Source organism: Nocardia sp. GCM10030253, from assembly GCF_042675075.1.
Taxonomy (GTDB): domain Bacteria; phylum Actinomycetota; class Actinomycetes; order Mycobacteriales; family Mycobacteriaceae; genus Nocardia.
In genome coordinates this window covers 665927-690483 of the sequence record NZ_JBHTDL010000004.1, presented here as the reverse complement: position 1 = coordinate 690483, position 24557 = coordinate 665927, and the positions used below count along the sequence as shown (strand labels likewise).

Here is a 24557-nt window from a genome sequence, read left to right as displayed (position 1 = left end):
TTGCTCATCTGTCCAGTACAGCATGATCATCACCCGACGCGAGAAACTTGCCAGCTTCGGAACGCGAATGGAATACGCGCGCGAGCGCGATGAGGACCGCCGCGAACACGAGTGGAATGACGAATCCGGCGCGGTGCCCGAACCCGGCGGCGATCGCGCCGACCACACCGCCACCCACGAGCGTGCCCGCGTAGTTGAACAAGTTCAGCCGCGCCATCAGCGCATCCAACGCGCGACCGCTGGTCAGCTGTCCTGCCTCGCTGAAACACAGCGGCGCGATCACCGGCATGCCGATTCCGGCGACCAGGAAGCCGATGATGGCGATTAACGGCCCGGGCGCGGCCACCACCACCGCAAGGCCGACCACCCCGATCGAGGCGGCAACCTGCACCACCCGGCGTGGTCCGAAGCGTCGGACCCAGATGTCACCGGTGAGCCGGGCGATCAGCGAGGTGCCCTGATAGGCGGCAAGCGCCAAGGCCGCGGTGGCCGAGCTGGCCAGTAGATCATCGGTCAGGTAAAGCGCGGACCAGTTGCCGACCGCGAGGTCGATCGCGAACACCATGGCCATGGCGATGCCGAACAAGAGATACGCCGAGAGCGGGACAGTCCTCGTTGCTCCGGATTCGCCGTCGGTCGCGGCCACTTCCGCCGGACTTGCTTCGGCTTCCCGAGTGCCGAGCAGCCGGGGCCCGAGCACCAACCCGATCACGAGCACAACACCCGCCGCTGTCAGCACCGATTCGCGCAACGTGACGTCCAATGCCTCGCAGCCGGACACGAACAGCGCACCGGTGATCGACCCCGCGCTCCAGGCCGCATAGAACGACGACAAGATGAAGGTGCCGTATCCGTGCTGGATGAACACCGCCTGCATATTGGTGCTCGCATCGACGATGCCGACCGCGATTCCGTATAGTCCGAGCGCCACAAGCAGCACGATCTGGTTCGGCGCCATCGCAAGCGCACAGCCGGTGATCGCGATCCCCAGCAGGCCGATGCGCACCGTGGTTCGGCTCGACCAGCGGATCGCAAGATGTTCGGCCGCCACACTGCCGCAGCCCGCGAGCAGCGACACCAACACCACCGACCCGACGATCAGTCCGTCGGACAGGTCGAACCGCTCCTTCTGCTGCGGCAAGTGAGTCAGCACCACGGCGAAGAAGAAACCCTGCAATCCGAACGCGAGTGAGTTCGCGATTCGGGCGCCGCGCAGCACAGGCGCAATCGAACTCATTCCCGGAGGGTAACGACACCAACGGCCTCATGCCCGGTGAATGGTCGGCGTCGCGCAACAGTGCCCGGGTGCCTCGCGAGCCCGCAGGTTCGGGGACGTCCGAGTCGCAACTTGTGGCCGGTCTCGGCATCGCGTGCCAGTATCGAAGGGGCGCAAGACAACTCGCGACCGGAGCAGGACCATCGAGATAAGACCTCCCGGTCGACCTGGCAGGCGCGCCTGCCCTGCGTCGACGGTGCTTGACGACTCACCCGTACCCGCCACGTCTACGGCTTCCGATCCGCAGCAGGCTATCGCGGCGGTGCGCGTCGATGACGACAGCGCACCCGAAGCCGTCATGACGGTGGCAATGCGGAGGTCGAGCCGAACACCCGGCTGCCCTTCGGCGGCGGGGTATGCCGGTGCATCGGCGCGGGCTTCTCGCTCATGGAAGGCGCCACGGTGCCGCGTGAAATCCTGACCCGATACCCCCTGTCGGCGCCTGCCGGTGCGAAACCCGAACGCGGACGTGTACGCAATATCACTACGGTGCCGCGCGGCAAGGCCAAGATGCTTGTTACCCCGGCGTTCAGTCGAGCGAAACCAAGGCGGGCTTTGCCGCACGGGCGATGGCGACGTAATCTCCGTCCCATGACGAGCGGGAACCGCATCGCGATCGTAGGTGCGGGCATCGCAGGCCTCGCCTGCGCGAAGGTATTGCGACAGGAGGGTTTTCCGGTCGAGGTATTCGACCGGACCCCGGACGTCGGGGGTGTGTGGAGCGCGACGCGCCGGTATCCGGGGCTGCGCGCGCAGAACACCAAACACACCTATCACTTCTCGGACTATCCGATGCCCGCGGACTACCCACGCGTGCCCGACGGACAGCAGATGCAGGCGTATCTCGATGGGTACGTCCACCACAACGGCTTGGGCGAGCACCTGCGGCTCAGTACCGAAGTGGTGGCCGCCGACCCCGTCGACAGCGGTTGGCTGCTGGAGATTCGTGACAAGGGCGGTATCCACCGCACCTCCTGCGACCACCTGGTGATCGCCAACGGCGTGTTCAGCGATCCCGCGGTTCCCGACTTCCACGGTGCCGACCGCTTCCGCCGCGCGGGCGGGCAGCTGGGGCCCGCCTCCAAATTCCACGATGTCGAATCCGTGCGCGGCAAGTCGGTCGTCGTCGTCGGCTATGGCAAGTCCGCGTGCGATATCGCCGAGGCGGTCAGCCACGTGGCGGCCTCGACCAATGTGGTCGCACGACGGCTGCTGTGGAAGATGCCGCGCAAGCTGGCCCGCGTCCTGGACTACGAGCGACTGATGCTGACCCGGATGGGGGAGGCGCATTTCCGCTATCAGGAACTCGGCCGGTTCGAACGCTTCCTGCACGGCCGCGGCCACTCGTTCCGCGACACCAACCTCGATGTGATCCAGGAACTCGTCACCAAGCACATGAAGCTGCGCGAGCTGGGTCTCGTGCCGGAGGGCCGCTTCGAGGAGATCGCGGAAAGTACCGTCAGCCTCACCACCGAAAACTTCTACGAGCAGGTGACGGCGGGCCGCATCGCGGTCCATCGCGATGCCACCATCACCGAAATGCTCGGGGGCGACGACGGACCAGGCGTGCGACTGTCCTCCGGCGAGGCGATCCAGGCCGACGTCGTCATATGCGCCACCGGATTCCATCAGCGCGTCCCATTCCTCACCCCGTACATCCAGCGTCAGCTCACCGACGACGACGGCAATTTCCGCCTGTACCGCCAGATTCTGCCGGTCGGCGTCCCGAACCTGACCTTCGTCGGCTACAACTCCTCGGTGATCAGTGCGCTCAATGCCGAGGTTGCCGCGCACTGGACCGCCGCACTGCTCCGCGGTCGGCTCGCCCTGCCCGCGGTCGACGACATGCGCACCCAGGTCGACGAACGCCTGAGCTGGATGTCCGAACGCACCAACGGTCACCACGCGCACGGCACCGCCGTCACGCCGTTCTCCATCCACAATATCGACGAGATGCTCGCCGACCTCGACTACCGACTACCGCTGAGAACACGCGCCGCCCAATGGTTCCGGACTGTCAAACCGTCGTCCTACCGTGGCCTCGGTGAGCGGCGGACGCAGGCCAACGAAGCCGCGCCGGGAATTCAGGTGTCGGCCGGAACATAGGCGGCGGCCGGAATGTAGGCCATGCCGCGCGCATCGGCAGCAGCCCGTTGCCGAAGGCGAGCCGATGTTGCCGAATCGTCACTGGCCAGCCAGGAGACGGCCGGTGGCACGGACGGGCTCGATGCCGACAGCGGTGACCTGTGCGGTACACGTTGCGCTCCGGCCCGCGGGATGTTCATGGCGGGTGTCGTCACGAACTATCGGGTGACAGGCCCGCGTCGCCGAGCGCCAGGAAATGTGCCCCGGCCGGCGAGTTCGAGCACCGAAACAGATGGTGCCCGTTTGTTGCTGGTGTAGGCATTCGTGCCGTAGGGAGTGAATGCGGCCCGATATAGATCGCGGTGCCCGCCGAGATCCGCCGTGCTGTGCGTGGAGTTCCAGGTCGATCGCCTCGAGCTCGCCTTGGGCCGTCCTCGACGCTGATGCACGGCAGTCCGGCATTGGAGTCGAGCGACGTCGCGTGGACCGGCCACAGATCGATGACATCGACGATGTCATTGGTATCGAGTTTCGACCACGGGGTGAGCTCGTGCCCATCGCTGGATGCGCCGGCCGGGGGCACCAACGATAGGTGCGTCCTGCGTACAACAGTCGTGAGCTGGGATCGAAGCACGGTTCGTGTCCTTCGGGACGAACATTGATCCGTGCCGCGCGGTTCGTGTCGTGAGATCGAAGAAGGCCAAGCGCGCCGCCGCCCGGCGCGGCACCACGTGGGTGGACGTGGGTGGATACGACCTACCGGCAGGGGATTTCGAGATCGGCACGACGGCGTCGTCCCACCGCACTGCCAGGAGGTCGCGCGGATTATCGCCAGTGCAATGTTGGTAACTTGCCTTTCCACTGGTGATAATCCAGGTGTGGAAGCCTTGGACATGAACCTGCTGGTTGCTCTGGATGCGCTGCTGGACACCCACAGCGTCACCCGGGCGGCGGAGCGGCTGCACACCTCGGCCCCGGCGATGAGCCGAACCCTGGCCCGGCTGCGCCGCGTGCTCGGCGATCCACTGCTGGTGCGCGCAGGCCGCAATCTGGTGCCGACACCTCGCGCGCTGGAGTTGCGCTACGACGTGAGCGTGCTGGTCGAGCAGGGGCGCGCGCTACTCACCCCGCGGGGCGCCCTCGACCCCGCCGGGCTCAAGCGCAGCTTCGCCGTGCAGGCAAGCGACACGGTCTTGACCGAACTGGCCGCCCCGCTATTGACCGCGGTCCGAACCCGAGCCCCTGGCGTCACAGTGCATTTCCTGCCCGACAGTCCGGAAGGCACCGCAGCGTTACGTGACGGCCGAGTCGATATCGAGGTCGGTGTCATCGACCACACCGATCCGGAGACGACGGTGCAACGCGTGCTCGGTGACCGCGTGGTCGGGGTCGCTGCCCCCGGCCACCCCCTCATCACCGACCGCGTCACGGTCGCGGCGTTCGCCTCGGCCGCGCACCTGTCCATCTCTCGCCTCGGTCGCGCCCGTGGCCCCATCGATGACCGACTGGCACTGCACGGCCGCACTCGCCGCGTCGTTGCCACCGTCCCGGACCTCACCACCGCGCTGTTCGCCGTCCGCGCGGGCGACCTGATCTGTCCCGCCCCCGCCGCCCTCAGCGCCACCACACTGGCCGCGCTGGGCTTGTGCGCCTTCAAGATTCCGCTACCGCTACCTGAGGTCGCCATCGGCATGGCCTGGCATCCCCGCAACACCGCCGACAGCGGTCACCGCTGGTTCCGCAACCTGATCCGCACCGCCCTCACCAGCGCCGTGGATGCGGCGGACCCCAAACCCGTGCACGGCCACTGACAGTCGGACCTTTCATCGGCGGCTGGGCTGAACCGAGCTTCTGTCTCGCGCCGATGCCGCGCGGCCACCCTGAACTGCGGGCGAGCGCGACGCCGACGTCGGGGCGCTTGCGGCAAATGCGCTCCGCCGAAGCATGGCGATCGGTGTCATCTATGGCATCCGGTCAGCGGCAGGTGCGTGGTTTACCCCTCGGTTCGCACCGCGAAATGCGGGTCGATACCAGGCATTTCACCCTGCGACGGCGTCTCGGGGCGGGCGCCGAAGGGGCCGTTGCGCTTGAGCTCGTCGAGCATGGCCTGCAGCTTGTCCACGTGCGTGGTGTCTTCGGTGGCGGCGGCGCGGTGGGCGCCCGGCGGGATGGCGACGTTCTCCTCGCGGTCGTTGCGGGGCGCGGTCATGCCGGAATCGGGGCGGAGCGCGGGCGTTTCGAGCCTGCCGTTACTCGAAGCGGGCGCGCTGTATTCGACGCGGCCGTTGCTCGATCCGGTGGTGCCGTGTTCGACCCGATCGTTGTGTGGTGCGGTCGTGGGGGATTCGAGGCGGCCGTTGCCGGCGGCGGGTGTGCTGTATTCGGTCCAGTCGTTGCGGGATGCCTGTGCGGGGGGAGCGAGGCGTTCGCTGCTCCGTGGCTCGGGCCGCTCGGAGTGCACGCTCGGGGTGGCCTCCAGCCATTCGCTGCGGGTGCTCGGGGCCGGCGGTTCCAGGCGCTCGTTGCCGAAGGTCGGTGCCTGCTCGACCCGGGAGTTACGGGTGCCCATCGGCTCGCTGTGCGTTGCGGGACCGAAGGGCTCGTTGTGGAACGGGGTCGCCGTCGATTCGACTCGCGGCGCGCGCGGCGTGATCGTGGCGGGCTCGACCTGCTCGTTCTGTGCTGTGGGAGCTGGGGGTTCGAGCCGTGCGTTGCGCAAGGCGGGCACCGCGGGTTCGATCCGGGTATCAGGAGTCACGGCCGGAGCCGGGTCCCGGCGTGTCGCACTCGTAGGAAGTTCGAACGGCGCTGTCGGCGTTCGTTCGGACTGGTCACCGGCAGGCGGTATCGCGGTCGCCGCGCGGCGTTGTGCGCGCGATGGCAGCTTCGACGAATCCGGACGGCCCGCATCGAGTCCGCTGGTAGCGGACTCGGATTTGTCTTGGCTCGGAGCGGCGCCGGATTCGACGCGTTCCAACCGCGAATCCAGCTTCGCCATATCGTCGCCGGCACGAAAAGCCCACGCCTCCAGCTTCGCAAGGCGCTCGACCACGTCGCGATCATCGCGATCATCGTCCACGCGGGCGGCCACAGCGTCCAGCTTGTCGCTGACTTCACGCAGGGTCGTCGCGAGGCTCGACAAGAGCGCGCCGATCGAGTCGCCACCCTGCTCGTCGTGGTCCATTCGTATACCTTCTTCCCCGTATGTGCCCGAACTCCGCCCGTGGCCGGCCGATTCTATCCGTCGATCGGTAGATACGCGGCTCGAGGCACGAACGCTCGCTGGGCCGCGGCACTTTCGTTCGCATGGGAAACTACTCGCTGTTGTGCGCTATCGCTGCAGCGGTGATCGCCGATAGTAGATCGCGGTCGAGACGAGCGACTATGTCGAGGGGGCTGTACCAGTTTCTCGGACGGCGGTGACTTGCCGCGGACCCGTTGTCGTCGGTAGAAGGTCGGCAGGCTGCCCGACGATCCGGTGGCTTTGTCGTGGGTTGGCGATGTACCAGGTCGGCGGCCTGCTGGTGTCGGAAGCTGCGGCCCGGCCGCGTCGCGAAATGGCGGTAAGTGTCAATCCGCCGGAATTTATGTGGTGATGCTCTCGTATGTCGCTGCGAAATCCCTTGTGACGCACCACACATGGCCTGGTCGGCGGCAGTTCACCAGTTGTGGCGCACCCGAGCGCGGGGTAAAGGGGACTGGCGGGCGCTGGGAGTCTGACGCACTCTTGATCTATGGCTGGTGATCGAGGTCGCCAGAACCGCGGTGTTTTGGGCAGGGGAGTGGTCGCGTGAGGACGAAGCAGCGAGTAGATACTCCTTGCGGGCGTCGGGCGATGCTCGCCGAGTTGGGTATATCGGACGGTCGCACATCCGAAGGCCGGGTGTCCGAGGGACGTGATGGCGGACCGGTGCGGGATGAGGCCGGATATGCCTGTCGGTGCCCGGAATGTGTCGACGCGCAATGGAATATCCGGCGGCTGAAGTATTGGCTGGCCGCCAGACTGCTTGCGTACGGCGCCGACGAGGCCGAGGTGGATCGACGCGTCGGGGACGTGCCGGTGGACATCTACTGGCGGGCCGGGGACCGTCAGTTCGCCATCGAGGTGCGCAGCGGGCCGTTGGATCGGGATTCGGCACAGCAACACACGGCGCGGCTGCGTGCGGCCGGGTGCGACGGCGTGCTGTGGCTGTGCGCGCCGGGCTATTGGGTGGCGTATCTGCCCGCGGTGGGGATCGCGGACTTCGCGCCGCCCGCCTGCGATTACCTGATCGACCTCGGAATGGTGGATGCCGAGCACAGTGCGGTAGTTGTGCCACAACGCGAACCGTATGAACTGCGTGACTTTCTTCGGGGCTGGGTCACCGGTGACATTGTGTGGGGCTACCGCGACGTGACGACAGGAGGATGGGCAACCGTGACCGACTGGGAACACCACACCAGAACGCAGGCCAGCGTCATCGCCCGCCAACGCCAAGAGCTGGTCAATCAGCGCACCACGCTGGCCCTGTCCCGGAAATCGGTGCGGGACAAGCAGAAACAGATCATGAAGCTCACCGCACGCCTGGAGCGCGCCGAGGAATCCACCCAGGATCACGCCGACTCACTGGCCGAAGCACACCGCAGACTCGCCGACCACAACCGACTCGACACCAGCCTGCGCGCCACGATCGTCAACCTCCAACAGACCATCAGTCACTGGCAACTGATCACCTGCTGCGCCATGATGCTGATCGTCACCTTCTTGGCGGGTGCGATGGTGGTGCGCTGAAGGCCAGGGCATCATCCGCGCGTGACTGTGTGACCGGGGTTGTCGGCGATACTCCGGCTAGCAGTGGTCACTGCGATCTATGTCGATGGCCAACATCGAGCCGGCGTCCTCATCCATCCGCGCGCCTGCACTGCGACAAGCGCGTCACCCTGGCGCACGGCCGATATCGACGCGGCCGATTCAGTGCCCGGCGGTCAAGCGGAATGGTGCACGGTCCCAACGCCATTCGTCGCGCAGGGTCAGAGTGACGAGGTCGAGCAACTCGAGTCCGGTCGCTGTCCGCAGCTGCTGTATCGCGGGCCACCGCACCGGTCCATCCTCGACCAGCTCGCGCAGGCCGCTCTCGGATTGCGAATCGACCTGCCGCCCAGCCAGTTCCGGCAGGCCGAGCTTGCTACCTGTCCATACGAGCCATCCCCATCCGTTGGCGTGCGCGTACCCGCGGCCGGCGGCCGACTTGGCCCGATTGACATGAAAGCCAACGTGTCCCAGCGGTTGAACGTCGATCAGCACGACCCGCTTGTCTGCCAATTCGGCGACGATGCTCGGGTAGAAGACTCGATCCGTGCCATCTACTTGGTATTCGATGGCGCTCGGTTGCTCCAGGAACGTGGCGACCAGATCGCTCGCGTTGAGCGTCCGCAACAGCCGAGCCTCCAGCCCTGAGTCGAACGGGACTTCGCGGCCGACCTTGCCCAGATAGAACCTGCCCCGCCCATCATCATCGCCGTCGACGACCCGCGCCGATTCCCGCGGTAGCGCAGTGGCGACACCCGACCCGGGCCAATCCACTTGTCCCAACCACGAATGCACCTCGCTGGTCGCCGACGGTTCCACATTGTGCAACTTCGCCAGCCGCCGATTGGTCTTCTTCTGCCAGGCCATGATCCGCTGCATCACGAATCCCGCGATCCGCCGCGCGTCCTCCCCAGCATGCCCAGCAAGCCTCAGCTTCAAATACGACAACTCATTGGCCGCGATATCGGTGTCTGTCGCATACGTTTCCACCAACAACGCCCGCACCAACTGCTGATCCCGCGTCCCCACCGGATAACGCGCCCCGAACACCCCCGCAGCCCGATGTCCACTCAACTGCGCTGCCCGAATGATCTGCCCCACCGCCCGCGTATGCAACTGCCGAATCCGATCCCGCGACAAGTCATATCGCGCCCCGATCCGCGCCAACGTCTCCGGTGTCTCCCCGCTCACCCCCAACCGAAACCCCACGATCTCCGCATCCCGTCGCTTCCGATCCCCGTGCATCTCGACCAACTCGCCCAACAACTCATTGATCTCCTCGAGCCCGAACGACACATCCCCCTCGATGTCGTCGACCAGCTCGAACTCTGCGTCATCCTGGCTATCGCCGCCCGGTGCAACGTCTCGATCCATCGTCAACGCGGCAACCCCCTACCTCGACTCCACAACTTCAACGTGGCAAAGCGTAACCCTGCGCACCGACATCCCGGCCGCTCCCGCGCTCGCAGCCGAACGCGCCATCGTCGAAGCCGGATTTGCGGGGGACGTGCGCCGCGGTGGACTCCCCGAACAGCCGCCGAAGCGGCTGCCTTCCGAGACTTTGGACCGGCCGCCGCCCTCCGGATTGTGGCGAAGCAGCGCTGCTCTGACGCTCCAATTGTTGCTCTGGCCCGGTCTCCGCCGGGCCAGAATTGTCCTCAACCTTGTTTCTGGTGTTTAAGCAATTCGGTATCGAAGGTATCGGTTTTCCGGCTCGGGTCGCCTTTTCCTGTAGTAATCAAGCTCCGCAAGCTGCCGGTGACATACGAGCCCCAAGCGTTCGAACAGATATCGAAGCACTCGATTGCGGGAACCAAACCCACGTGAGTGAAGCGAATTTCGGTTTCGCCGTCCTTCTCGGAGATTTCGAAAACAATCTCTGTATCATCCCACTCGGTTTTGTCCTCGATGAAGTCGATCCAGGAGTCCGAGACATGCCAAACGACCTTTTCGCCAGGAACGACTTCTGTCAGCTTCATCTTGCAACGGTGCACATCCTCGAGGTTGAAAAAGAACTCGTCGCCGATCTTTTCGGTGTCACCTTCGATGTCTTCCGACCACCATCCGCGAACATTATTGATGGCATCGAATGCTTCGGCTGTTGTTCGGTCTACCGTGACGGTAGTGGTGAAATTTTGATCACTCATGATCGTTCCTTTTCGTCGAGAAGCTTGCGTAGTGCGTCGAGTTGGCCGTCCCAATCGCGGGCCAGTGCGGCCAGAAACTGTTGAGCCACTTGCATTGGTGCGGAGTGAAGTCGGTATCGGACTCGGCGCCGCTCGCCGGGTTCGGCCGTGACCAAGCCCGCGTCGGCAAGCAGCGCAAGGTGTTTGGCGATCGCCTGCCGAGTGATCGGTAGTCGATCGGCCAGATCTGTTGCCGTGGCCGGGCCGTTGGCGGCCAGCGCAGCAAGGATGCCGCGTCGGCTCGGGTCGGCCAAGGCGATGAAGACCTGCTCGGCAATCGCCTCGATGTCAGGCGGCATCGAGGTATTCGACCAACTCGCCCAGTTCGCTCGCCCAGCCCTTGGTGTTGCCGTCGAACGCCTCGCGGTAGCTTTCCGCAGACAACTGAGCGAAGCCGGTTTCCACCATGGTGAGCCGCGTTCCGGCGTCGACCGGCTCCAGCGTGAACTCGACATAGGTGCGGCGCGGGTCGTCCTCCGGCAGACCATAGATATGCCAGGTGAAGCCGAACACCGTCGGCTCCTCGACCCGCTCGATGCGCATGGATGCCTTATCGCCGCTGGTCCACGACATCTGCGCCGCGCCACCGGGCCGCAGGTCGATCGTCGCCGCATGACCGAACCAAGTGCCGAGCCCTTCGGCCGTAGTCAGCGCAGCCCACACTTTGGCCGGCGGGTGCGCGAGCTCAACCGTCCGCACGATCTGGTCAGGAAATCCCATAACAGCCTCCAATGAGTAGCAACCATCCGGTTGCTACTCAATCTATTGCAACCAACTGGTTGCGTCAAGTGGGCCCGTGGTGCCCCCACCATCCGTATCGAGAACGTCCGCAAGTCCCGATGTCAGGTGGTGACCGCGGATTCTCTGCTGTGAGGGCACGGCGAGAAGGCTCCAGCCCTTGCCGGCGCTGCCGGGCGCCTGAAACGCAGCTGTTCCGCCGCATCCGAAGAAATGCGGCGGAACAGGGGCGATCTCACGGTCAGTGGCCGACTACGACCAGCACGAATTGCTGGGTCGGATTGTTCTGTGCCGGACGGCTCACAACGCCGAAGTCCTTCTCGGCGTACTCGTGTGCGTCCACATAGCGGTTGTTGGAGGCTTGCTGCATCGTGTACTTTCCGCCGCCGATGGATTGGATGTGCCAAACCTGGGTGGGGTTGTTCTGGACAGGTCGGGTGACCAGGCGGTAGTCCAGGGACTCGATCTCGTGGGCGTCCAAGTAGCGTTGGCTGCTCACCTGCTGCACCGTGCCGGTCCCGGTACCGCTGTCATCCCAGTGGATGCGCCACTGCTGGCTGGAGTCGCCCTGCTTCGGTCGGGTGACGACGTTGTAATCGTGCGTGCCGTCGTTCCACGCATCGAGATAGCGGCCACTGGAAACCTGCTGGATCGTGACGATGTCGTCCGGCTGCGCGGCGTTGGCTGTGGCGGGAACAGCGACGATGCCGACGGCGGTCAGCGTTCCGACGAACAATCCTGCTGCCGCGCGGCTGATGAAGTGTGTCAAGTGTGGATCTCTCTGGTGGAAGTTGTCGATCTGCCTGTCCGAACTAATGTTCGAGCAAACGCCTTCGATCCAGAAGGCACCCTTGGGAGGTGGCTTGGCCGCCGGGGGTGCGGAAATCACCCCAGAGAGTGGCCGCCCATCGGCCCGCTCTCCGCGTGTTGCCGCTGCGACAGATTGCCCGGACACCTCTAGCCCGCTGGGGACGAATCAGACGCGCGGTAATCGACGCGTGCGTGTTCCGAACCGCTCGATAGGCGGTACGAGCGGATGTTCGGTGACAGGCCGGAGGCTTCCACCGCGGCATGCCCGAGCCGATGCGGCTTGATCGTTGGTCGAGCTGTCGATCCGCGCTCCCGCTCGGTGTGTCCGATCCGGCTTGCCTTTGAGAACGAATAGGTGGCCGTACGGTAGACCCGTCTCGCTGGTCTACCTCGGCAGATTGGGATCCGCATGGGTACGAACCGCGCACGAATCGCCCCCGTGATGCCGCGTGTGAGTTCACGGACGCCTGGGTCGGCACTGCACCGACGGCCTACGCAGAGATAACCGGAAAGACTCTCGTCTACGAAACGAGAAACATGTGCTTCGTGCTCTGGCGGAAGAGCCGGAAAGGTCGCGGTGTGGCTGGAAGCAACCAATGGGCGCGGTTGGCGAGATCGCCGATGACGCAATCAAGTGCGCGGTGTGATCGGGACCGGGAACTTTTCGAGAGAGAAGCGAGCATTTGAAACTCCGCAGCACCAAGGAAACCACGTTCAGAACCAGGTTGGCCGCATGGGTGGTCGGTCTGAGCCTTGCGGCGATCACCGCGTTATCGGTCCTTGTCGTGACCATGGCAGAGCCCGGCGACCAAGGCAGCGTTTCACAGCTCGTGTTCTCGTCCGTGCTACCCCTGTTCGGGACATGGGTGGGCACCGTCATGGCGTTCTACTTCGCACGCGAGAACCTCGAAGCTGCAACCCAATCGACGCTACGGCTGTCGGGTGGGTATAAGAAGGATGATTCCGTCTCGGACGTCATGATCCGTCGAGCCCAGATGATTGTCCGTGCGACCACGAGCGGTGAACAGATCGGCGCAATCCCCCTGGAGTCCATCGCGGCGATCATCACAGTGACCGGCAAGAAGCGCGTCCCCATCCTTGATGACGAAGGAAGTGTCGAATTCGTCATTCACCAATCACTGCTCGACTCGTACGCGCGCACCGTGACGCCGGAAGAATATGCGCAGGCCTCGCTCGACGATCTCCTGGCCAGCTCCGCGAACAAGGGGCTTGCCGAAGCCATCGGTTTCGTGTCGATCACCGCGACGCTGGGTGAAGCGCGGGACCAGATGCAACGCGTCAGCGGCTGCAACGATATCTTCGTGACCGCCTCTGGATATCCCGCCGAGCCCGTGCTGGGGTGGCTCACCAACAACATTCTGGCCACCGTGGAGTAACCGAGACCCTGACTGTCAGCGACCACACCGGCGTCGCGATCACCACCGCCCTCGAGCTCGAACACTGTGGTCAGGTACCCGACGGCTGGGGTGCCCATGACACGTTGCGGCGTGGCCACCGCGTTGCGAACTCTCTACGAGAGCCAAAAATTTGTACGGAAATGTCGAGAACCCGTGACTGGCTCCGTCCCCGCGGTGAAGTGACCAAAATGGGTCGCACCAGCATCGAGGAGAAACACGATGGCCAAGTATTTGCTGCTCAAGCACTACCGCGGCGCCCCGGCTTCAGTCAACGACGTGCCCATGGACCAGTGGACGCCGGAGGAGATCTCGGCCCACGTGCGGTACATGCACGACTTCGCGGCCCGGCTCGAGGAGACCGGCGAGTTCGTCGACAGTCAGGCGCTCGCCCCCGAGGGGACGTTCGTCCGGTACGACGGCGAGGGTCGCCCGCCGGTCACCGACGGCCCATTCGCCGAGACCAAGGACCTCATCGCCGGCTGGATGGTGATCGACGTCGACAGCTACGAGCGCGCCGTCGAGCTGGCCGGGGACCTGTCGGCCGCCCCTGGGGCGGGCGGGGAGCCGATCCACGAGTGGCTCGAGGTGCGCCCGTTCCTGGCCGCGCCGCCCACCATCACGGAGTGACCTCTCAGATGAACGAGGCCCTGCTCCGGAGCCTCACGCCGAGCGTGCTCGGGATCCTCGTCCGCCGTGGAGCCGACTTCGCGGCGGCCGAGGACGCCGTGCAGGACGCGCTGGTCGAGGCGGTCCGCGTCTGGCCGGCCGACCCGCCGCAGGACCCGAAGGGCTGGCTGGTCACCGTGGCCTGGCGCCGGTTTCTCGACGCGACCCGGGCAGACGCCGCCCGCCGCCGACGTGAGGACCTCGTCGACGAGGCGCCGGCGCCCGGGCCCGCGCTTGCGGTGGACGACACGCTCCAGCTCTACTTCCTGTGCGCCCACCCGTCGCTGACGCCGTCGTCCGCGGTCGCGCTCACGCTGCGCGCTGTCGGCGGGCTGACCACCCGCCAGATCGCCCAGGCCTACCTGGTGCCTGAGGCGACCATGGCGCAGCGCATCAGCCGGGCCAAGCGCACCGTCTCCGGCGTGCGGTTCGACCAGCCCGGCGACGTCGCCACTGTGCTGCGCGTCCTCTACTTGGTCTTCAACGAGGGCTACTCCGGCGACGTCGACCTCGCAGCCGAGGCCATCCGGCTCACCCGGCAGCTCGCGGCCGCGATCGACCACCCCGAGGTGGCGGGGCTGCTCGCCCTCATGCTGCTCCACCACGCCCGGCGCGCCACCCGGACCGCGCCCGACGGCAGCCTGGTGCCGCTCGCCGAGCAGGACCGCGGCCGGTGGGACACCAAGTCGATCGCCGAGGGTGTCGAGATCCTGCAGGCGGCCCTCGCCCGCGACCGGCTGGGCGAGTTCCAGGCCCAGGCCGCCATCGCGGCACTCCACGCCGACGCGCCCACCGCCGAGGAGACCGACTGGGTGCAGATCGTCGAGTGGTATGACGAGCTCGCCCGCCTGACCGCCAGCCCGGTCGTCCGGCTCAACCGGGCAGTGGCCGTCGGCGAGGCCGACGGACCGCGCGCCGGCCTTGCGGCGCTCGCGGCGCTGAACGACTCACTGCCCCGCCACGCTGCGGTGGCGGCGTACCTCCACGAGCGCGACGGCGACCTGGCGACCGCGGCCCGGCTGTACACCGAGGCGGCCCAAAAGGCACCCAACCTCGCCGAGCGCGATTACCTGACGCGCCAGGCCGCCCGGCTCAACGCCCGCCGGTGTCGCTGACGGGTCGCGCTCGGATTTCCCGCAGCACTTGGCGCGGCCCGTGGCCAGAGCGGTCGCCTCACAGTAAGTAGGCAGGTCGACACTAGCCGCACGACCCGACACACCCTCGGATCAATGGTTCGCTTGCTGCTCGTACCAGGTGCGCAGCCGTTGCAGAGCGGAGGGCAGGGTGCCGTCGTGCAGTGCCGCGAGGATTGTGCCATCGCTGAAGCGCTCGCCACGGACCACGGCCGTGAGCACGCGGGCGGCATCGGCGACCGGGGCGGTGTCCAGGCCATGACCGTCCGGGTAAGCACTCTTGAAGTCCCATTTCATCCACGGGAAGCTCACGATCGCATCGACGGCATAGAGGGTCTCGGTCATTCGATTGATCGCGTCGCTGTAGTCGACGTGGGGCATCGACAGGGAGCCGTCGGAATTCTCGAACCGCCAACTCGCCTGGGACTCCGGGTCCTCGGTGAGGACTTCGTCGACGGCGGACCACAGTCGGTGCCATGCTTCCGGCCGCGCGGCGCGGAGGGCGGATTCGATGCCGGAATTGTCGCTCGGGTCGGGATGGTAGGGGTTGGCCCGCAATTCGGCGTCGGCCTGGCGCGCTTTGCGGTTGAATTCGTCGAACTGAGCGTTGATACGGGCCATCTCCTCCTCGGTGTAGCCGGGTGGAACGTATCCGGAGCTCTTGCCGAACAACCTCTTCCACCATCCAGCCAAGGTTCTTCCCTCTCGGTTCGTGTGGAATCGACTCTGCCCCAAGGATTATCAACCGCGCAGTACCGCGTCGACGTCTGGCGCGGCAGGTTGATTGCTGGCCGCGCTGCATCAGCCTTGCCGGGGTGGTGGTCCCGGATCGCTTCCCGGAATACGCCGTGGGGCAAGCTGTTTCGCTCTGCGGGCCTTCCTTGTCGGTGGTGGTGCGTACTCTGAGTAGACCATGGCAGTGCAGATCGATCTGCGATGCGATAACACGGGGGATGGCTATGCGTAGTGCGTCGGCTCGTCGGCTGCTTGTCACAGTACTAACGATTGGCGTTTTGGCCATGACCGGTGCGGGTTGTACGGTCTCGCCGAAGGAACAGGGCGACCGGGAACGCAAGGCGGCCAGTGTGCAGGTGTTCAAACTCCACATGACCAAGGATCTGTGGACCCGGACCAACTCCGGCGGTTCCCCGAAAAAGAATCTCGATAAGCCCAAGAGCCTGACTGAAGATCCAAGCGGGATGGTGACCATCGAGCTGACCGGACCGCAAATGGTCGACTATCTCCAAATATTGGACTACAACGCGCATGGTGGTGCGTCCGCCCGAGATGAGCCACTCGCGGCCACGGTCTACGACGCAGTTACGCCGGTGGTCGACCAGATTCGGACTCCACCGGTACCAGGCGCGCCGGCCCCGGAGGTCACCATCCACGCTGCTGTCGCGCCCACCACCTCCGCACCCCCGAAATAGCAGCCCGGCGATGGGTGAGCCACAACATCTACGAGGGTCAGTTCAGCGCGACCCAGGCTGCACAACCTCAACGGCGCGCAGGAGCGATAGGTGGTAGCAGAAGCCGAACAGATGCAGCAGTAGCCCGGCAGACCGGTCCTGAACAGGGCGGCGCTCATGCCCATTGAAGGCGGGCACGAACGCCGCCCTTCGTCGCGTCAAACCGATGGCTCGACTGGTCTGAGCAGCCCCATCGACCATGCCATTCGACGGAGTGGTCTGTCACCGGCACCATCACCGAGCTGGCAGTCGACCTACCCGTCGGTCGCTTTCTGTCACCGGACTGGCACGGCATTGTCACTTCGAGCGGGCTACCTACGGATGCCTACCGACGCGGACCCGATGGAGGCATCTCGACTGGCATGCAGGCGTCGCAGTCGAGCCACTGACCGAACAGCGCTACTCGACCTTCATCTCGTCATAGCAGAGGCTGACTTTCTCATCCGCTGGCCCGGAGTTACCGGCATTGAACGAAGGCTCGTTCCATGTGCTTACCCAAGCGTTCGCCAGACTGATCTGCCGGTAGGGCTTGCCATAGTTGTCCAGCATGGTGATCGTGATGTTCTTCCTAGCAGCGTTGTGGTCCTGCAGTGACTGTTGGATCCAGTCGGTGAATATCTTGCTTTTGTCCATGCTCCGGGTGATGGTCACCTCACGGCCCGGCTCGGCCCCCGGCCGTTTGTGATCCTGCCCATTGCCGAGACCTGACACGCTGTGCACCGTTTCTACGACGAAGTTGTCCAGAGCGATGCGGAACGTGCCCGTGCTGATCTTGTCTTGGGTTCGCATGTCGACCTCCTGGATTAGTAACCGATTGGGTTCTCTCTCATGAGGCACTGCCTCGTGAGAATACGGCGTACGCGAGGCCGTCGTGATGGATGTCGCCCTCATCGGGCTATCCGGGACCTCATCTGGTGGCACACCCATCGCCTGGCCCAACTCTTGATGCCTCGAGTGACGGATATCGTGATCCGCCGCCGCGCAACGCGCGGCCCCTTCCGGAAAGGGGCAGATACGCAAAGGCGCAGATAAGGGAAGCCGATGCCGGATCCGGAGCATCATCAACTTCCTGAACTGGCTCGACGGCACGGAAGCAGCATCACCAGGCTTACACAGCCTGACGTCGATGCATATCTCGTCGTCAACCCCGCCAACAGCATGGCCATAGCCGGTTATCGAAATGGATGACGAAACGTCACCTCCTCGTCGACATTGAGGTGGTCCGGCCCAAATCTGGCTTGCCGCAACACTTTCAGGACCGAAACGAGCACAATGGCTGCCCGAAACACTGCGATGATCGCCAGTACCATCGACCTCGACGCCATCGTGATCAGCGACCTCTATGGCGTCGCCGCGGCTACCGCCCACCGATGAGCCCAATACGCCAAACCAGTTGGATCGCATACCTCTCTGCACGGGCAGCCGAACCGTGGGGAGGCCGACGATATCTGACGTCGTTATCGGTGAATCTTGACGGCAGCTCGAACGGGTCAGATGGCGTATCGGCGAAAATCCGACGCCACGGCGTCACTTGCCGTCCGCGCACAGCTGCATTGCAGACGTTCTGAGCCACAGCGGTCTCGGGTTGTGTGATCGTCAGCGGGGTTGGCTGGCGTGTTGATGGCTGATCGTGGTGTCAGTGGGGGTGTCAGGTGTGTGTCAGGTCGATGTCAGTCCGCTCGGTGACTGTGTGTACATCGAACACAACGACCGGCACCGACACGGTTCGGGTCGGTGCCCACAACCGATTTCGAGGAGTACACGACATGTCCATCACCATCACTTTGACCGACCAGGACAAGAGCATCCTGCGTACCGCCGCCTACGGTGCGGTGTCGCTGTTGGCTGCCGCCGGTGCGCCACACAAAGCCGTCACGCATGCCTCGATCGTGCTGACTTCGGCGACTGGGCTGGTCGGGCATGTGCTTGCCGCGAAGTCCAGAGACATCCATCTGCCAGGCAAGTCCGTCGCTGAACTCGCCGACCAGGTGCTGCCGAGCTTGACCGCGGCGATGGGTGTGCTCGGTGAGCAGTATCCGGGCGAGGTCGACAACTTCCGTGGCACGGTCCTGGTCGCTGTCGAAGCCGTCGTCGGGTCCGGCAAGGGTGGGCCCAGTCCTGCGGTGGTTGTGATGGCGCGCAAGATCGCTGCGGCTCTGGACGCCGCCTGACGGGTGCGGGGCCGAGGCAGCGCAGTTGGTGGCTGGTCGCGGCGTCCTCTGTGGACTCCGCGATAGGGCCACCGACCGTCGAACCTGGGGCGCGGGCCGCGTGGCCGTTGGGAACCACGCGGTATGCGGTGCGGGTTCAGGCGGTTCGGTGGCGCGCCGTCCTGCTCCTAGGTTGAGATCAGCTCTCAGAGAGAAGCGCCTACCTTTCCTTCGTCGATAGGTAGGCGCTTGGGTGTCTCTGGACCGACGTGCCGACCATCCAGAACGACAAAGCCGTCCCGCCTCAGCGGAATTCGATTCCTTCTCAGCTTGTGTGCTGCATGATTGATTGCAGCGCCACCGGTTCCACCGCCGGAAGGAATTCCATGAGTGCAGAATCTCGGGACGAGCCAGTGAAATTGGTCGTGGATACCGCATTGGCCGAGTTCTCGGCACTGCGACACGAGTTGGATGAGCTGGGACGAGGGCAGCGCACAGTCATGAGTCTCAACATCACCGCCACCGCCGCGATCGTGACCTTCATACTCTCGCAGCGAGTTCCGCCTCAGTTGTTACTGGTGGTCCCCTACGTCTCGGTGGCGCTGGGCCTGTTGTACCAGACCTACACAATTCACGCTCAGCACCTTGGCGAGTACATCAACGAGCGGATACGGCCAGTGCTCGTCGAAAAATGCCAAGATGACCGCGTCTTCGGCTGGGAAGGCTACATACGCGGCACGATCTACCGCACCGGCTGGAGTCAACTCCCGATGAAGATGGCGTTCATCCTGGTCATTCCAGTAATTCCGCTCGCCAGCCTGGTCTGCGTCCTACCAGTGGTGGACTCGGCATGGCACTGGCTTGCCTGGGTCGGCGGAGTCCTGCTCTACGCCACGCAACTGGCCAGCTGGGCACGGCTCTCGCGCCAGTTCCTGTGGGTTTGAAAGCTCCATCGTCGATGACATAGTCCTGCAACAGCTTCGGTCGCTCACACCTCGAATGCTCGTTCAGGGCAACGCAGCTCCACCTGTTCAGCGAATTCCGCAACTTTCGAATAGGTCTCGCTACCAGTCACGTGCGGAGAGAACGACTGCCGCCCGCCCCTCGATCAGCGTTATGCGACTGCCAGCGCCGGGCGCGGCGAATGCCACCGCCGTAGACGCACCATGGTGCGTTGGATGCAACGGCGTCTGCTGACAGCCGGTTCGGTCAGCGCGGTATGCGGCATTGCAGGACGTCCGGCGCGGACAACCGAAAGGCCCGACGACCTGCCATGCCGTCGAGGCCATCCCGCGGCCCCTGTCCGGGAAAGCCTTGCGGCGGGTCCTGTTCGGAGACTAGGCCGCTGGCTCCGCACCCCAGCGCGCAACTCTGGTCACCCCGACTCCGGCCAAAGCCACCTCGATCCGTGCATAGAGCGCCACATACTCCGGCTCGAAGCGCACGTGCACATACAAATCCCCGTCACCGAAGGTTTCCATGACATACACATGACCGCCCATGGCCGGGATCAGGAACGTTCTCGCGTCCTCGCGGGACGCGTCGACCGCGACGTGCAGGTCCAACGCGGCGATCGCGTCCTGTACCTGGTGGAACTCATCGCCGCTCCAGTTCTCCCAGCAGCTCTGCTGCGTCCAGGATTCGAACCACAGCACCTCACTCGCCGCCACGAGACGCCCCGAGGTGCAGAACCAACGCACAGCCTCGGTATACGACGTGCCCACATCGATCGCGTCGTCCGAATGGCGCGGCAGCACGACAAGACCGCGTCCCGGCACCAGTGCCACCTGGTCACCGCTCGACGAGCCGCCGACCGGCACCGCGGCGGCGAAATCGGCCTGCACCAGCTCCGGGTGCTCCCAGAACCAGCACTCCGCCCAAATCTCTCGGGCCTCGTCGAGGCGCTCCAGAATGCGCGCCGGCCCCCAGACGTCGAGCGTGTTGCAGACGCTGCCCTCGCCGTAGATCGCCATGAGCTCGGCGTACCCGGGCGGCATCGCGACACCCAGGCGTTGCTCGAGCGCGGTCACAGCCGCGAGACCAACCGTTGCCAGACGTTTCGAGACGACGATCAGATCGAGCGACATGCCCCGACCCTAGACGCGCCTCAGGCCGGACGCTCCTCCGCGAAGTCCCTGGCAGCTGAACGACGGATTTCGGCATGACAGGATGTCTTGGGCCGCAGAAGCTCTCGCTTGTTGGTCGCGAGCGTGGTTCAGATCGGTTCACCCGCCCGGCGGCATTTCAGGATGTTGGCCTGTCCGGCCGTGCGCGCCAGCCCGCGGTCCATGGTAGAGCCGCCCCATGGGAATGCCAGGCTCCACCAGTTGGATATCGAGCTTGTGCGGCGGCGGCGCGGCTCGGCGATTCCGTGGTTCACTATTGCCAGGCCCGCCGACCATGTTTTTCATTCCAGCTGGAACTGGAACACCTGCTTCGCGACGATGTCCTCTTCAATCCAGTGATCGACAACAAGTAACGCAGGGGCGATCATGCAGCAGTGCGTAAATAGCGGCGACCTGGTGAGTAGTGGTCGCCGGCGAGGAAGTTCACGATTCCCGCCTTTGTGCCGTCGCTGAGAATCACCGCAAGTCATCCAAACCAAAGGAGTTTGATATGACCGATCCTGGAGCACCCGGCGAAACCGCAATGCTCGACATGAAGCTCGAGATCGTTGTCATTCCCGTTTCAGATGTCGATCGCGCCAAGCGCTTCTATGGCGACTTGGGATGGCGGCTCGACGCCGACTTGGCCGACGGAGACGACTTTCGCGTGATCCAGTACACGCCGCCAGGCTCTCCGGCATCAGTCATCTTCGGCAAGAACGTGACCTCGGCGGTTCCTGGCTCCGCCCAGGGTTTGTATCTTATCGTCTCCGACATCGGGGCCGCCCGCGACGCTCTGCTCCGTCGCGGCGTCGAGATCGGTGAGGTGTTCCACGGCGGCGACGGCGTGCACGTCGGCCCTGACGAGCCCTATTTGTTCGGACGGATCCGGGTGAACGGTCCAGACCCCGACCGCGGCAGTTACCGCTCGTTTGCATCGTTCAGCGATCCCGACGGCAACGGCTGGCTGTTCCAGGAGATCACCACACGATTGCCTGGCCGGATCGCGTCAACCGCCACGAACTTCGCCTCCGCGCAGGATCTTGCCAGCGCGATGCGGCGCGCGTCCGTCGCTCACGGCGAGCATGAGAAAAGAACAGGTGGCCAGCGTGATGAAAACTGGCCCGATTGGTACGCCGCCTACATGGTGGCGGAACAGGCAGGCGACCCGTTGCCCTTATGAACGTCGGGTTCGTGCCCGCGACTTGGGCTAGTCGGTTGGCGGAATAAGGACGAAAGTGCCCTTTCGATTGAAGTGAAAGGAGCGGCCGGGACTATCGCGCTGGACATCTGCAGCAACTGGTCCACGACGATGATCGGGCCGCGGCCCTCATCGCCTCGGCTCTCGCGGAAACGCTGGGAAGAACGGCCGAACGAGGCAACCCGAGATACCGCGGATAGCAAAGATCGTCACTCCAATACTCGAACATAAGTTCCCTAGGGTCTTGCCGATGGCGTCCTCGATGTAGCGGACGAAGAGTTGCCCAGTTCGCTCTTGCTCGTATCAGCGTTATCCCGAGGTGTCCTCGAGACAGAATCGATGCGAACTGTGGCTTCTCTCCAGAACGCTCGAGCTAAGGAGAACGACATGGTCATTGAAACTTCCGCTCAAATCCAGTTTTCGGTGTCACCCTGGGAGCCGGTCGAACTGGTTGCAGGTGGCAACGTTGGATATCCAGGGGCGCGGGTACAGAACGAGGGTAGCGGCCCCGTGCCTGGGCAGGACATCATTGTGACCCTCCCGCCGGGACGCAGACTCCGGTTCGAGCCCGAAACGGGCGCCATTTATCACCTGACCGTGTTCGACCACGTTCGCGCCATACGGAACTACCCCGGGAACCTGTCGCCCGATGGTGCGACTCTCAACTTCAAGGATGTCGACCTGGGCATTCCGGAACCGGGTTCACTGTCGGCGCTCTGGGTTGCGGTAACCGCTGCCATCGACGCTCCTGCCGGAACTACGAATCTGGCGTTCGTCGTTGGCGGCCGGAGCTCAAACTCCTCCGCCATCACCGTCAGGCCGACGTAAACCGGGGCTGGGGCGGTGCGCCAATATGCGTATTTGGCAAGGCGGTGGCGGCTCGTCGACATTCCGTGATTCCTGACGATGAACGTGTCGTAGCTGCGCCCACGCGCGTGGTCGACATCAGCGGGCGTTCTCGTTGACCGGTCGCTGCGAGGGCCGCTGACCGGCGGCACCGGACATGGATGCGGTTGGGGTTGGGGTTGGAGGAGTGCCGTTGCTGCAATGTGTGCGACTGCCGGTCGTGGGCCACCACGTCGGGCGCGCTGCCATTTACGGGTCCGTGCCCCACGTTTGCCCCATCTAGACCTCGTAGGGCAACGTTCTCGCGAGCATCGCGATCTCGCTACCTGCAACTTCTTCTGTGGGCGCGGAGGGGATCGAACCCCCGACCGCTGGTGTAATGCCGGACGTTGTGAGACCGCGCGAACCGGCGATTGGGCCAAGCGTTGGGCACAAACAAAATCAGACCCGGCAAAAACCGGGTCTGATCTGGTAAAACGGTGGTGCGCGATACTGGGATTGAACCAGTGACCTCTTCCGTGTCAGGGAAGCGCTCTCCCGCTGAGCTAATCGCGCGAGGTGGAGACGGGAATCGAACCCGTGTGCACGGCTTTGCAGGCCGTTGCCTCACCACTCGGCCACTCCACCGTGCGAAGGGGGAAGGCTTAGTTACTGCCTGGCCCTACTCTTCGAGCGGATGACGGGATTTGAACCCGCGACCCTCACCTTGGCAAGGTGATGCGCTACCACTGCGCTACATCCGCATTTTGCATCTCAGAGGCCGTCTTGCTGTCCTCCGTGCTGCGAGATGAAACATTAGACGACGTTCGCGTAAAGGTACAAATCCGCTGGTAGAGGGGGCTGAATTCGAATCACACCGGTGTTGTTCGGATGGCTGCTGCGGGTGTTGGGCGGCGGATAGCGCCCGATTGAGGTAGACGGGCGTTCGTCGGCTCGCTGGCGGCGTTGCTAGGGCGTAGGGGATGTCCGCGGCCCGCCTGGCGTTGGGGCAAGGCGGGTCGGACCGGTCAGGAGGGCGTAAAGGCTTTCGCCGAGGCGGGCGTGTCGAGGAGGTTGCCTGGTAGGTGGGAGTCGTCAACAGTCGGTCGGGTCGCCAACGTGAGTTGCGTTGCTGGAGTAGTGCGATAGGTGCGTCGGAACCCGTGCCTCAACCGCGCTCGATCGCAAGTGCGGCATGGCATCCCGCGATATCCAGGTGGCGATTTGGTAGACCGCCGGTGGTGCGTGCTAATGTTCCTCCTCGTTCGGATGACGCTTCGGCGCCACTCGAACGACAGAGTTCGGTCCCATAGCTCAGCGGGAGAGCGTCCGCCTCACACGCGGAAGGTCGCTGGTTCGAAACCAGCTGGGACCACCACCGGAAAAGCCCCTTGATCAGGCCAAGAACCTGAGCGAGGGGCTTTTTTGTGCCTGCCGAAGACCACACCAAAACGCCTGGATCAATGTGGATCAGTCTGTTGTCGCCTACAAATTTGGAACGCTGAACAGCAAGCCGTGCCGATCGGTGAGGACGGTTTGCCTTTGCGATCGTGTGAGCACATATCGCCGAGCAACCCCACATCAGCGTCACCACCAGCGATGGACCTACGGTTACGGCCAGCTGAGGTTCTGGCGTAAACGCCGAGCACGCCCCGACTCTGCACGGCAGGGTCGGGGCGTTTGGTCGGACGTCCGGGATGGGATCC

The 24557-nt window shown here is 64.5% G+C and carries 21 protein-coding genes and 4 tRNA genes; 12 read left to right on the top strand and 13 right to left on the bottom strand.

Features of this window, described 5'->3' with window-relative positions:
- Nucleotides 1-4 precede the first annotated feature (4 nt).
- Nucleotides 5-1237, bottom strand: coding sequence for an MFS transporter (locus ACFQZZ_RS07285; protein WP_378675739.1), 1233 nt, complete (start codon nt 1235-1237; stop codon nt 5-7).
- Nucleotides 1238-1867: 630 nt separating this feature from the next.
- Between ACFQZZ_RS07285 and ACFQZZ_RS07280 the strand changes: the two genes are divergently transcribed.
- Nucleotides 1868-3382: a flavin-containing monooxygenase gene (locus ACFQZZ_RS07280; protein ID WP_378675737.1), complete on the top strand. Its 1515-nt coding sequence runs from the start codon at nt 1868-1870 to the stop codon at nt 3380-3382.
- A gap of 866 nt (nt 3383-4248) precedes the next feature.
- Entirely contained in the window at nt 4249-5172 is a 924-nt protein-coding gene (locus ACFQZZ_RS07275) for a LysR family transcriptional regulator (protein ID WP_378676454.1), read from the top strand.
- Between the two features lie 182 nt (nt 5173-5354).
- Here ACFQZZ_RS07275 and ACFQZZ_RS07270 read toward each other — a convergent pair whose 3' ends face one another.
- Nucleotides 5355-6545: a hypothetical protein gene (locus ACFQZZ_RS07270; RefSeq protein WP_378675734.1), complete on the bottom strand. Its 1191-nt coding sequence runs from the start codon at nt 6543-6545 to the stop codon at nt 5355-5357.
- A gap of 606 nt (nt 6546-7151) precedes the next feature.
- On the opposite strand from ACFQZZ_RS07270, the gene ACFQZZ_RS07265 reads away from it, so the two are divergent.
- Nucleotides 7152-8132, top strand: coding sequence for a hypothetical protein (locus ACFQZZ_RS07265; RefSeq protein WP_378675731.1), 981 nt, complete (start codon nt 7152-7154; stop codon nt 8130-8132).
- A gap of 180 nt (nt 8133-8312) precedes the next feature.
- On the opposite strand, the gene ACFQZZ_RS07260 is transcribed toward ACFQZZ_RS07265, so the two are convergent.
- From ACFQZZ_RS07260 to ACFQZZ_RS07240, 5 genes are all read right to left on the bottom strand, one after another.
- Nucleotides 8313-9524, bottom strand: coding sequence for a sigma factor-like helix-turn-helix DNA-binding protein (locus tag ACFQZZ_RS07260; protein ID WP_378675728.1), 1212 nt, complete (start codon nt 9522-9524; stop codon nt 8313-8315).
- Between the two features lie 284 nt (nt 9525-9808).
- Complete coding sequence (locus tag ACFQZZ_RS07255) at nt 9809-10297, bottom strand: SRPBCC domain-containing protein (RefSeq protein WP_378675725.1); 489 nt, start codon at nt 10295-10297, stop codon at nt 9809-9811.
- The gene (locus ACFQZZ_RS07250) at nt 10294-10635 is read right to left on the bottom strand and encodes an ArsR/SmtB family transcription factor (protein ID WP_378675722.1); all 342 of its coding nucleotides are present in this window, start codon (nt 10633-10635) and stop codon (nt 10294-10296) included. The genes ACFQZZ_RS07255 and ACFQZZ_RS07250 overlap by 4 nt, the downstream gene beginning before the upstream one ends.
- Nucleotides 10625-11056, bottom strand: coding sequence for an SRPBCC domain-containing protein (locus ACFQZZ_RS07245; protein WP_378675719.1), 432 nt, complete (start codon nt 11054-11056; stop codon nt 10625-10627). Before ACFQZZ_RS07245 ends, ACFQZZ_RS07250 begins: the two co-directional genes overlap by 11 nt.
- A 259-nt stretch (nt 11057-11315) precedes the next feature.
- Complete coding sequence (locus tag ACFQZZ_RS07240; RefSeq protein ID WP_378675716.1) at nt 11316-11843, bottom strand: RICIN domain-containing protein; 528 nt, start codon at nt 11841-11843, stop codon at nt 11316-11318.
- A 724-nt stretch (nt 11844-12567) separates the two neighbouring features.
- Between ACFQZZ_RS07240 and ACFQZZ_RS07235 the strand changes: the two genes are divergently transcribed.
- The 3 genes from ACFQZZ_RS07235 to ACFQZZ_RS07225 all read left to right on the top strand — a co-directional run bounded on the left by ACFQZZ_RS07235 (nt 12568) and on the right by ACFQZZ_RS07225 (nt 15083).
- Nucleotides 12568-13281 (top strand): hypothetical protein, encoded by a 714-nt coding sequence (locus ACFQZZ_RS07235; RefSeq protein WP_378675714.1) that lies wholly within the window; start codon nt 12568-12570, stop codon nt 13279-13281.
- A gap of 240 nt (nt 13282-13521) precedes the next feature.
- Nucleotides 13522-13929 carry a YciI family protein gene (locus ACFQZZ_RS07230; protein WP_378675711.1) on the top strand — a complete coding sequence of 136 codons (408 nt, stop codon included), beginning with the start codon at nt 13522-13524 and terminating at the stop codon, nt 13927-13929.
- Nucleotides 13930-13937: 8 nt separating this feature from the next.
- Nucleotides 13938-15083, top strand: a complete 1146-nt coding sequence (locus tag ACFQZZ_RS07225) for an RNA polymerase sigma factor (RefSeq protein ID WP_378675708.1) — start codon at nt 13938-13940, stop codon at nt 15081-15083.
- Nucleotides 15084-15194: 111 nt separating this feature from the next.
- On the opposite strand, the gene ACFQZZ_RS07220 is transcribed toward ACFQZZ_RS07225, so the two are convergent.
- Nucleotides 15195-15773 carry a DUF6508 domain-containing protein gene (locus tag ACFQZZ_RS07220; protein ID WP_378675705.1) on the bottom strand — a complete coding sequence of 193 codons (579 nt, stop codon included), beginning with the start codon at nt 15771-15773 and terminating at the stop codon, nt 15195-15197.
- Nucleotides 15774-16120: 347 nt separating this feature from the next.
- On the opposite strand from ACFQZZ_RS07220, the gene ACFQZZ_RS07215 reads away from it, so the two are divergent.
- Nucleotides 16121-16531 carry a hypothetical protein gene (locus ACFQZZ_RS07215; RefSeq protein ID WP_378675702.1) on the top strand — a complete coding sequence of 137 codons (411 nt, stop codon included), beginning with the start codon at nt 16121-16123 and terminating at the stop codon, nt 16529-16531.
- A 438-nt stretch (nt 16532-16969) separates the two neighbouring features.
- On the opposite strand, the gene ACFQZZ_RS07210 is transcribed toward ACFQZZ_RS07215, so the two are convergent.
- Nucleotides 16970-17359 (bottom strand): phage tail protein, encoded by a 390-nt coding sequence (locus ACFQZZ_RS07210; RefSeq protein ID WP_378675699.1) that lies wholly within the window; start codon nt 17357-17359, stop codon nt 16970-16972.
- 977 nt (nt 17360-18336) lie between these two features.
- Here ACFQZZ_RS07210 and ACFQZZ_RS07205 point away from each other — a divergent pair.
- Complete coding sequence (locus ACFQZZ_RS07205) at nt 18337-18741, top strand: hypothetical protein (RefSeq protein WP_378675696.1); 405 nt, start codon at nt 18337-18339, stop codon at nt 18739-18741.
- Between the two features lie 365 nt (nt 18742-19106).
- The gene (locus ACFQZZ_RS07200) at nt 19107-19664 is read left to right on the top strand and encodes a hypothetical protein (protein ID WP_378675694.1); all 558 of its coding nucleotides are present in this window, start codon (nt 19107-19109) and stop codon (nt 19662-19664) included.
- Nucleotides 19665-20057: 393 nt separating this feature from the next.
- On the opposite strand, the gene ACFQZZ_RS07195 is transcribed toward ACFQZZ_RS07200, so the two are convergent.
- Nucleotides 20058-20807 carry a hypothetical protein gene (locus ACFQZZ_RS07195; protein ID WP_378675691.1) on the bottom strand — a complete coding sequence of 250 codons (750 nt, stop codon included), beginning with the start codon at nt 20805-20807 and terminating at the stop codon, nt 20058-20060.
- Nucleotides 20808-21336: 529 nt separating this feature from the next.
- On the opposite strand from ACFQZZ_RS07195, the gene ACFQZZ_RS07190 reads away from it, so the two are divergent.
- Both ACFQZZ_RS07190 and ACFQZZ_RS07185 read left to right on the top strand, forming a co-directional pair.
- Nucleotides 21337-22008, top strand: a complete 672-nt coding sequence (locus tag ACFQZZ_RS07190) for a VOC family protein (RefSeq protein ID WP_378675688.1) — start codon at nt 21337-21339, stop codon at nt 22006-22008.
- 405 nt (nt 22009-22413) lie between these two features.
- The gene (locus ACFQZZ_RS07185) at nt 22414-22854 is read left to right on the top strand and encodes a hypothetical protein (RefSeq protein WP_378675685.1); all 441 of its coding nucleotides are present in this window, start codon (nt 22414-22416) and stop codon (nt 22852-22854) included.
- A 498-nt stretch (nt 22855-23352) separates the two neighbouring features.
- Here the strand turns inward: ACFQZZ_RS07185 and ACFQZZ_RS07180 are convergent.
- The 3 genes from ACFQZZ_RS07180 to ACFQZZ_RS07170 form a co-directional block, all read right to left on the bottom strand.
- Nucleotides 23353-23427: transfer RNA gene (locus ACFQZZ_RS07180), tRNA-Val, on the bottom strand.
- Between the two features lies 1 nt (nt 23428).
- A tRNA-Cys gene (locus tag ACFQZZ_RS07175) sits at nt 23429-23499 on the bottom strand.
- A gap of 44 nt (nt 23500-23543) precedes the next feature.
- Nucleotides 23544-23615, bottom strand: a tRNA-Gly gene (locus tag ACFQZZ_RS07170).
- A gap of 539 nt (nt 23616-24154) precedes the next feature.
- On the opposite strand from ACFQZZ_RS07170, the gene ACFQZZ_RS07165 reads away from it, so the two are divergent.
- Nucleotides 24155-24229: transfer RNA gene (locus ACFQZZ_RS07165), tRNA-Val, on the top strand.
- Nucleotides 24230-24557 lie beyond the last annotated feature (328 nt).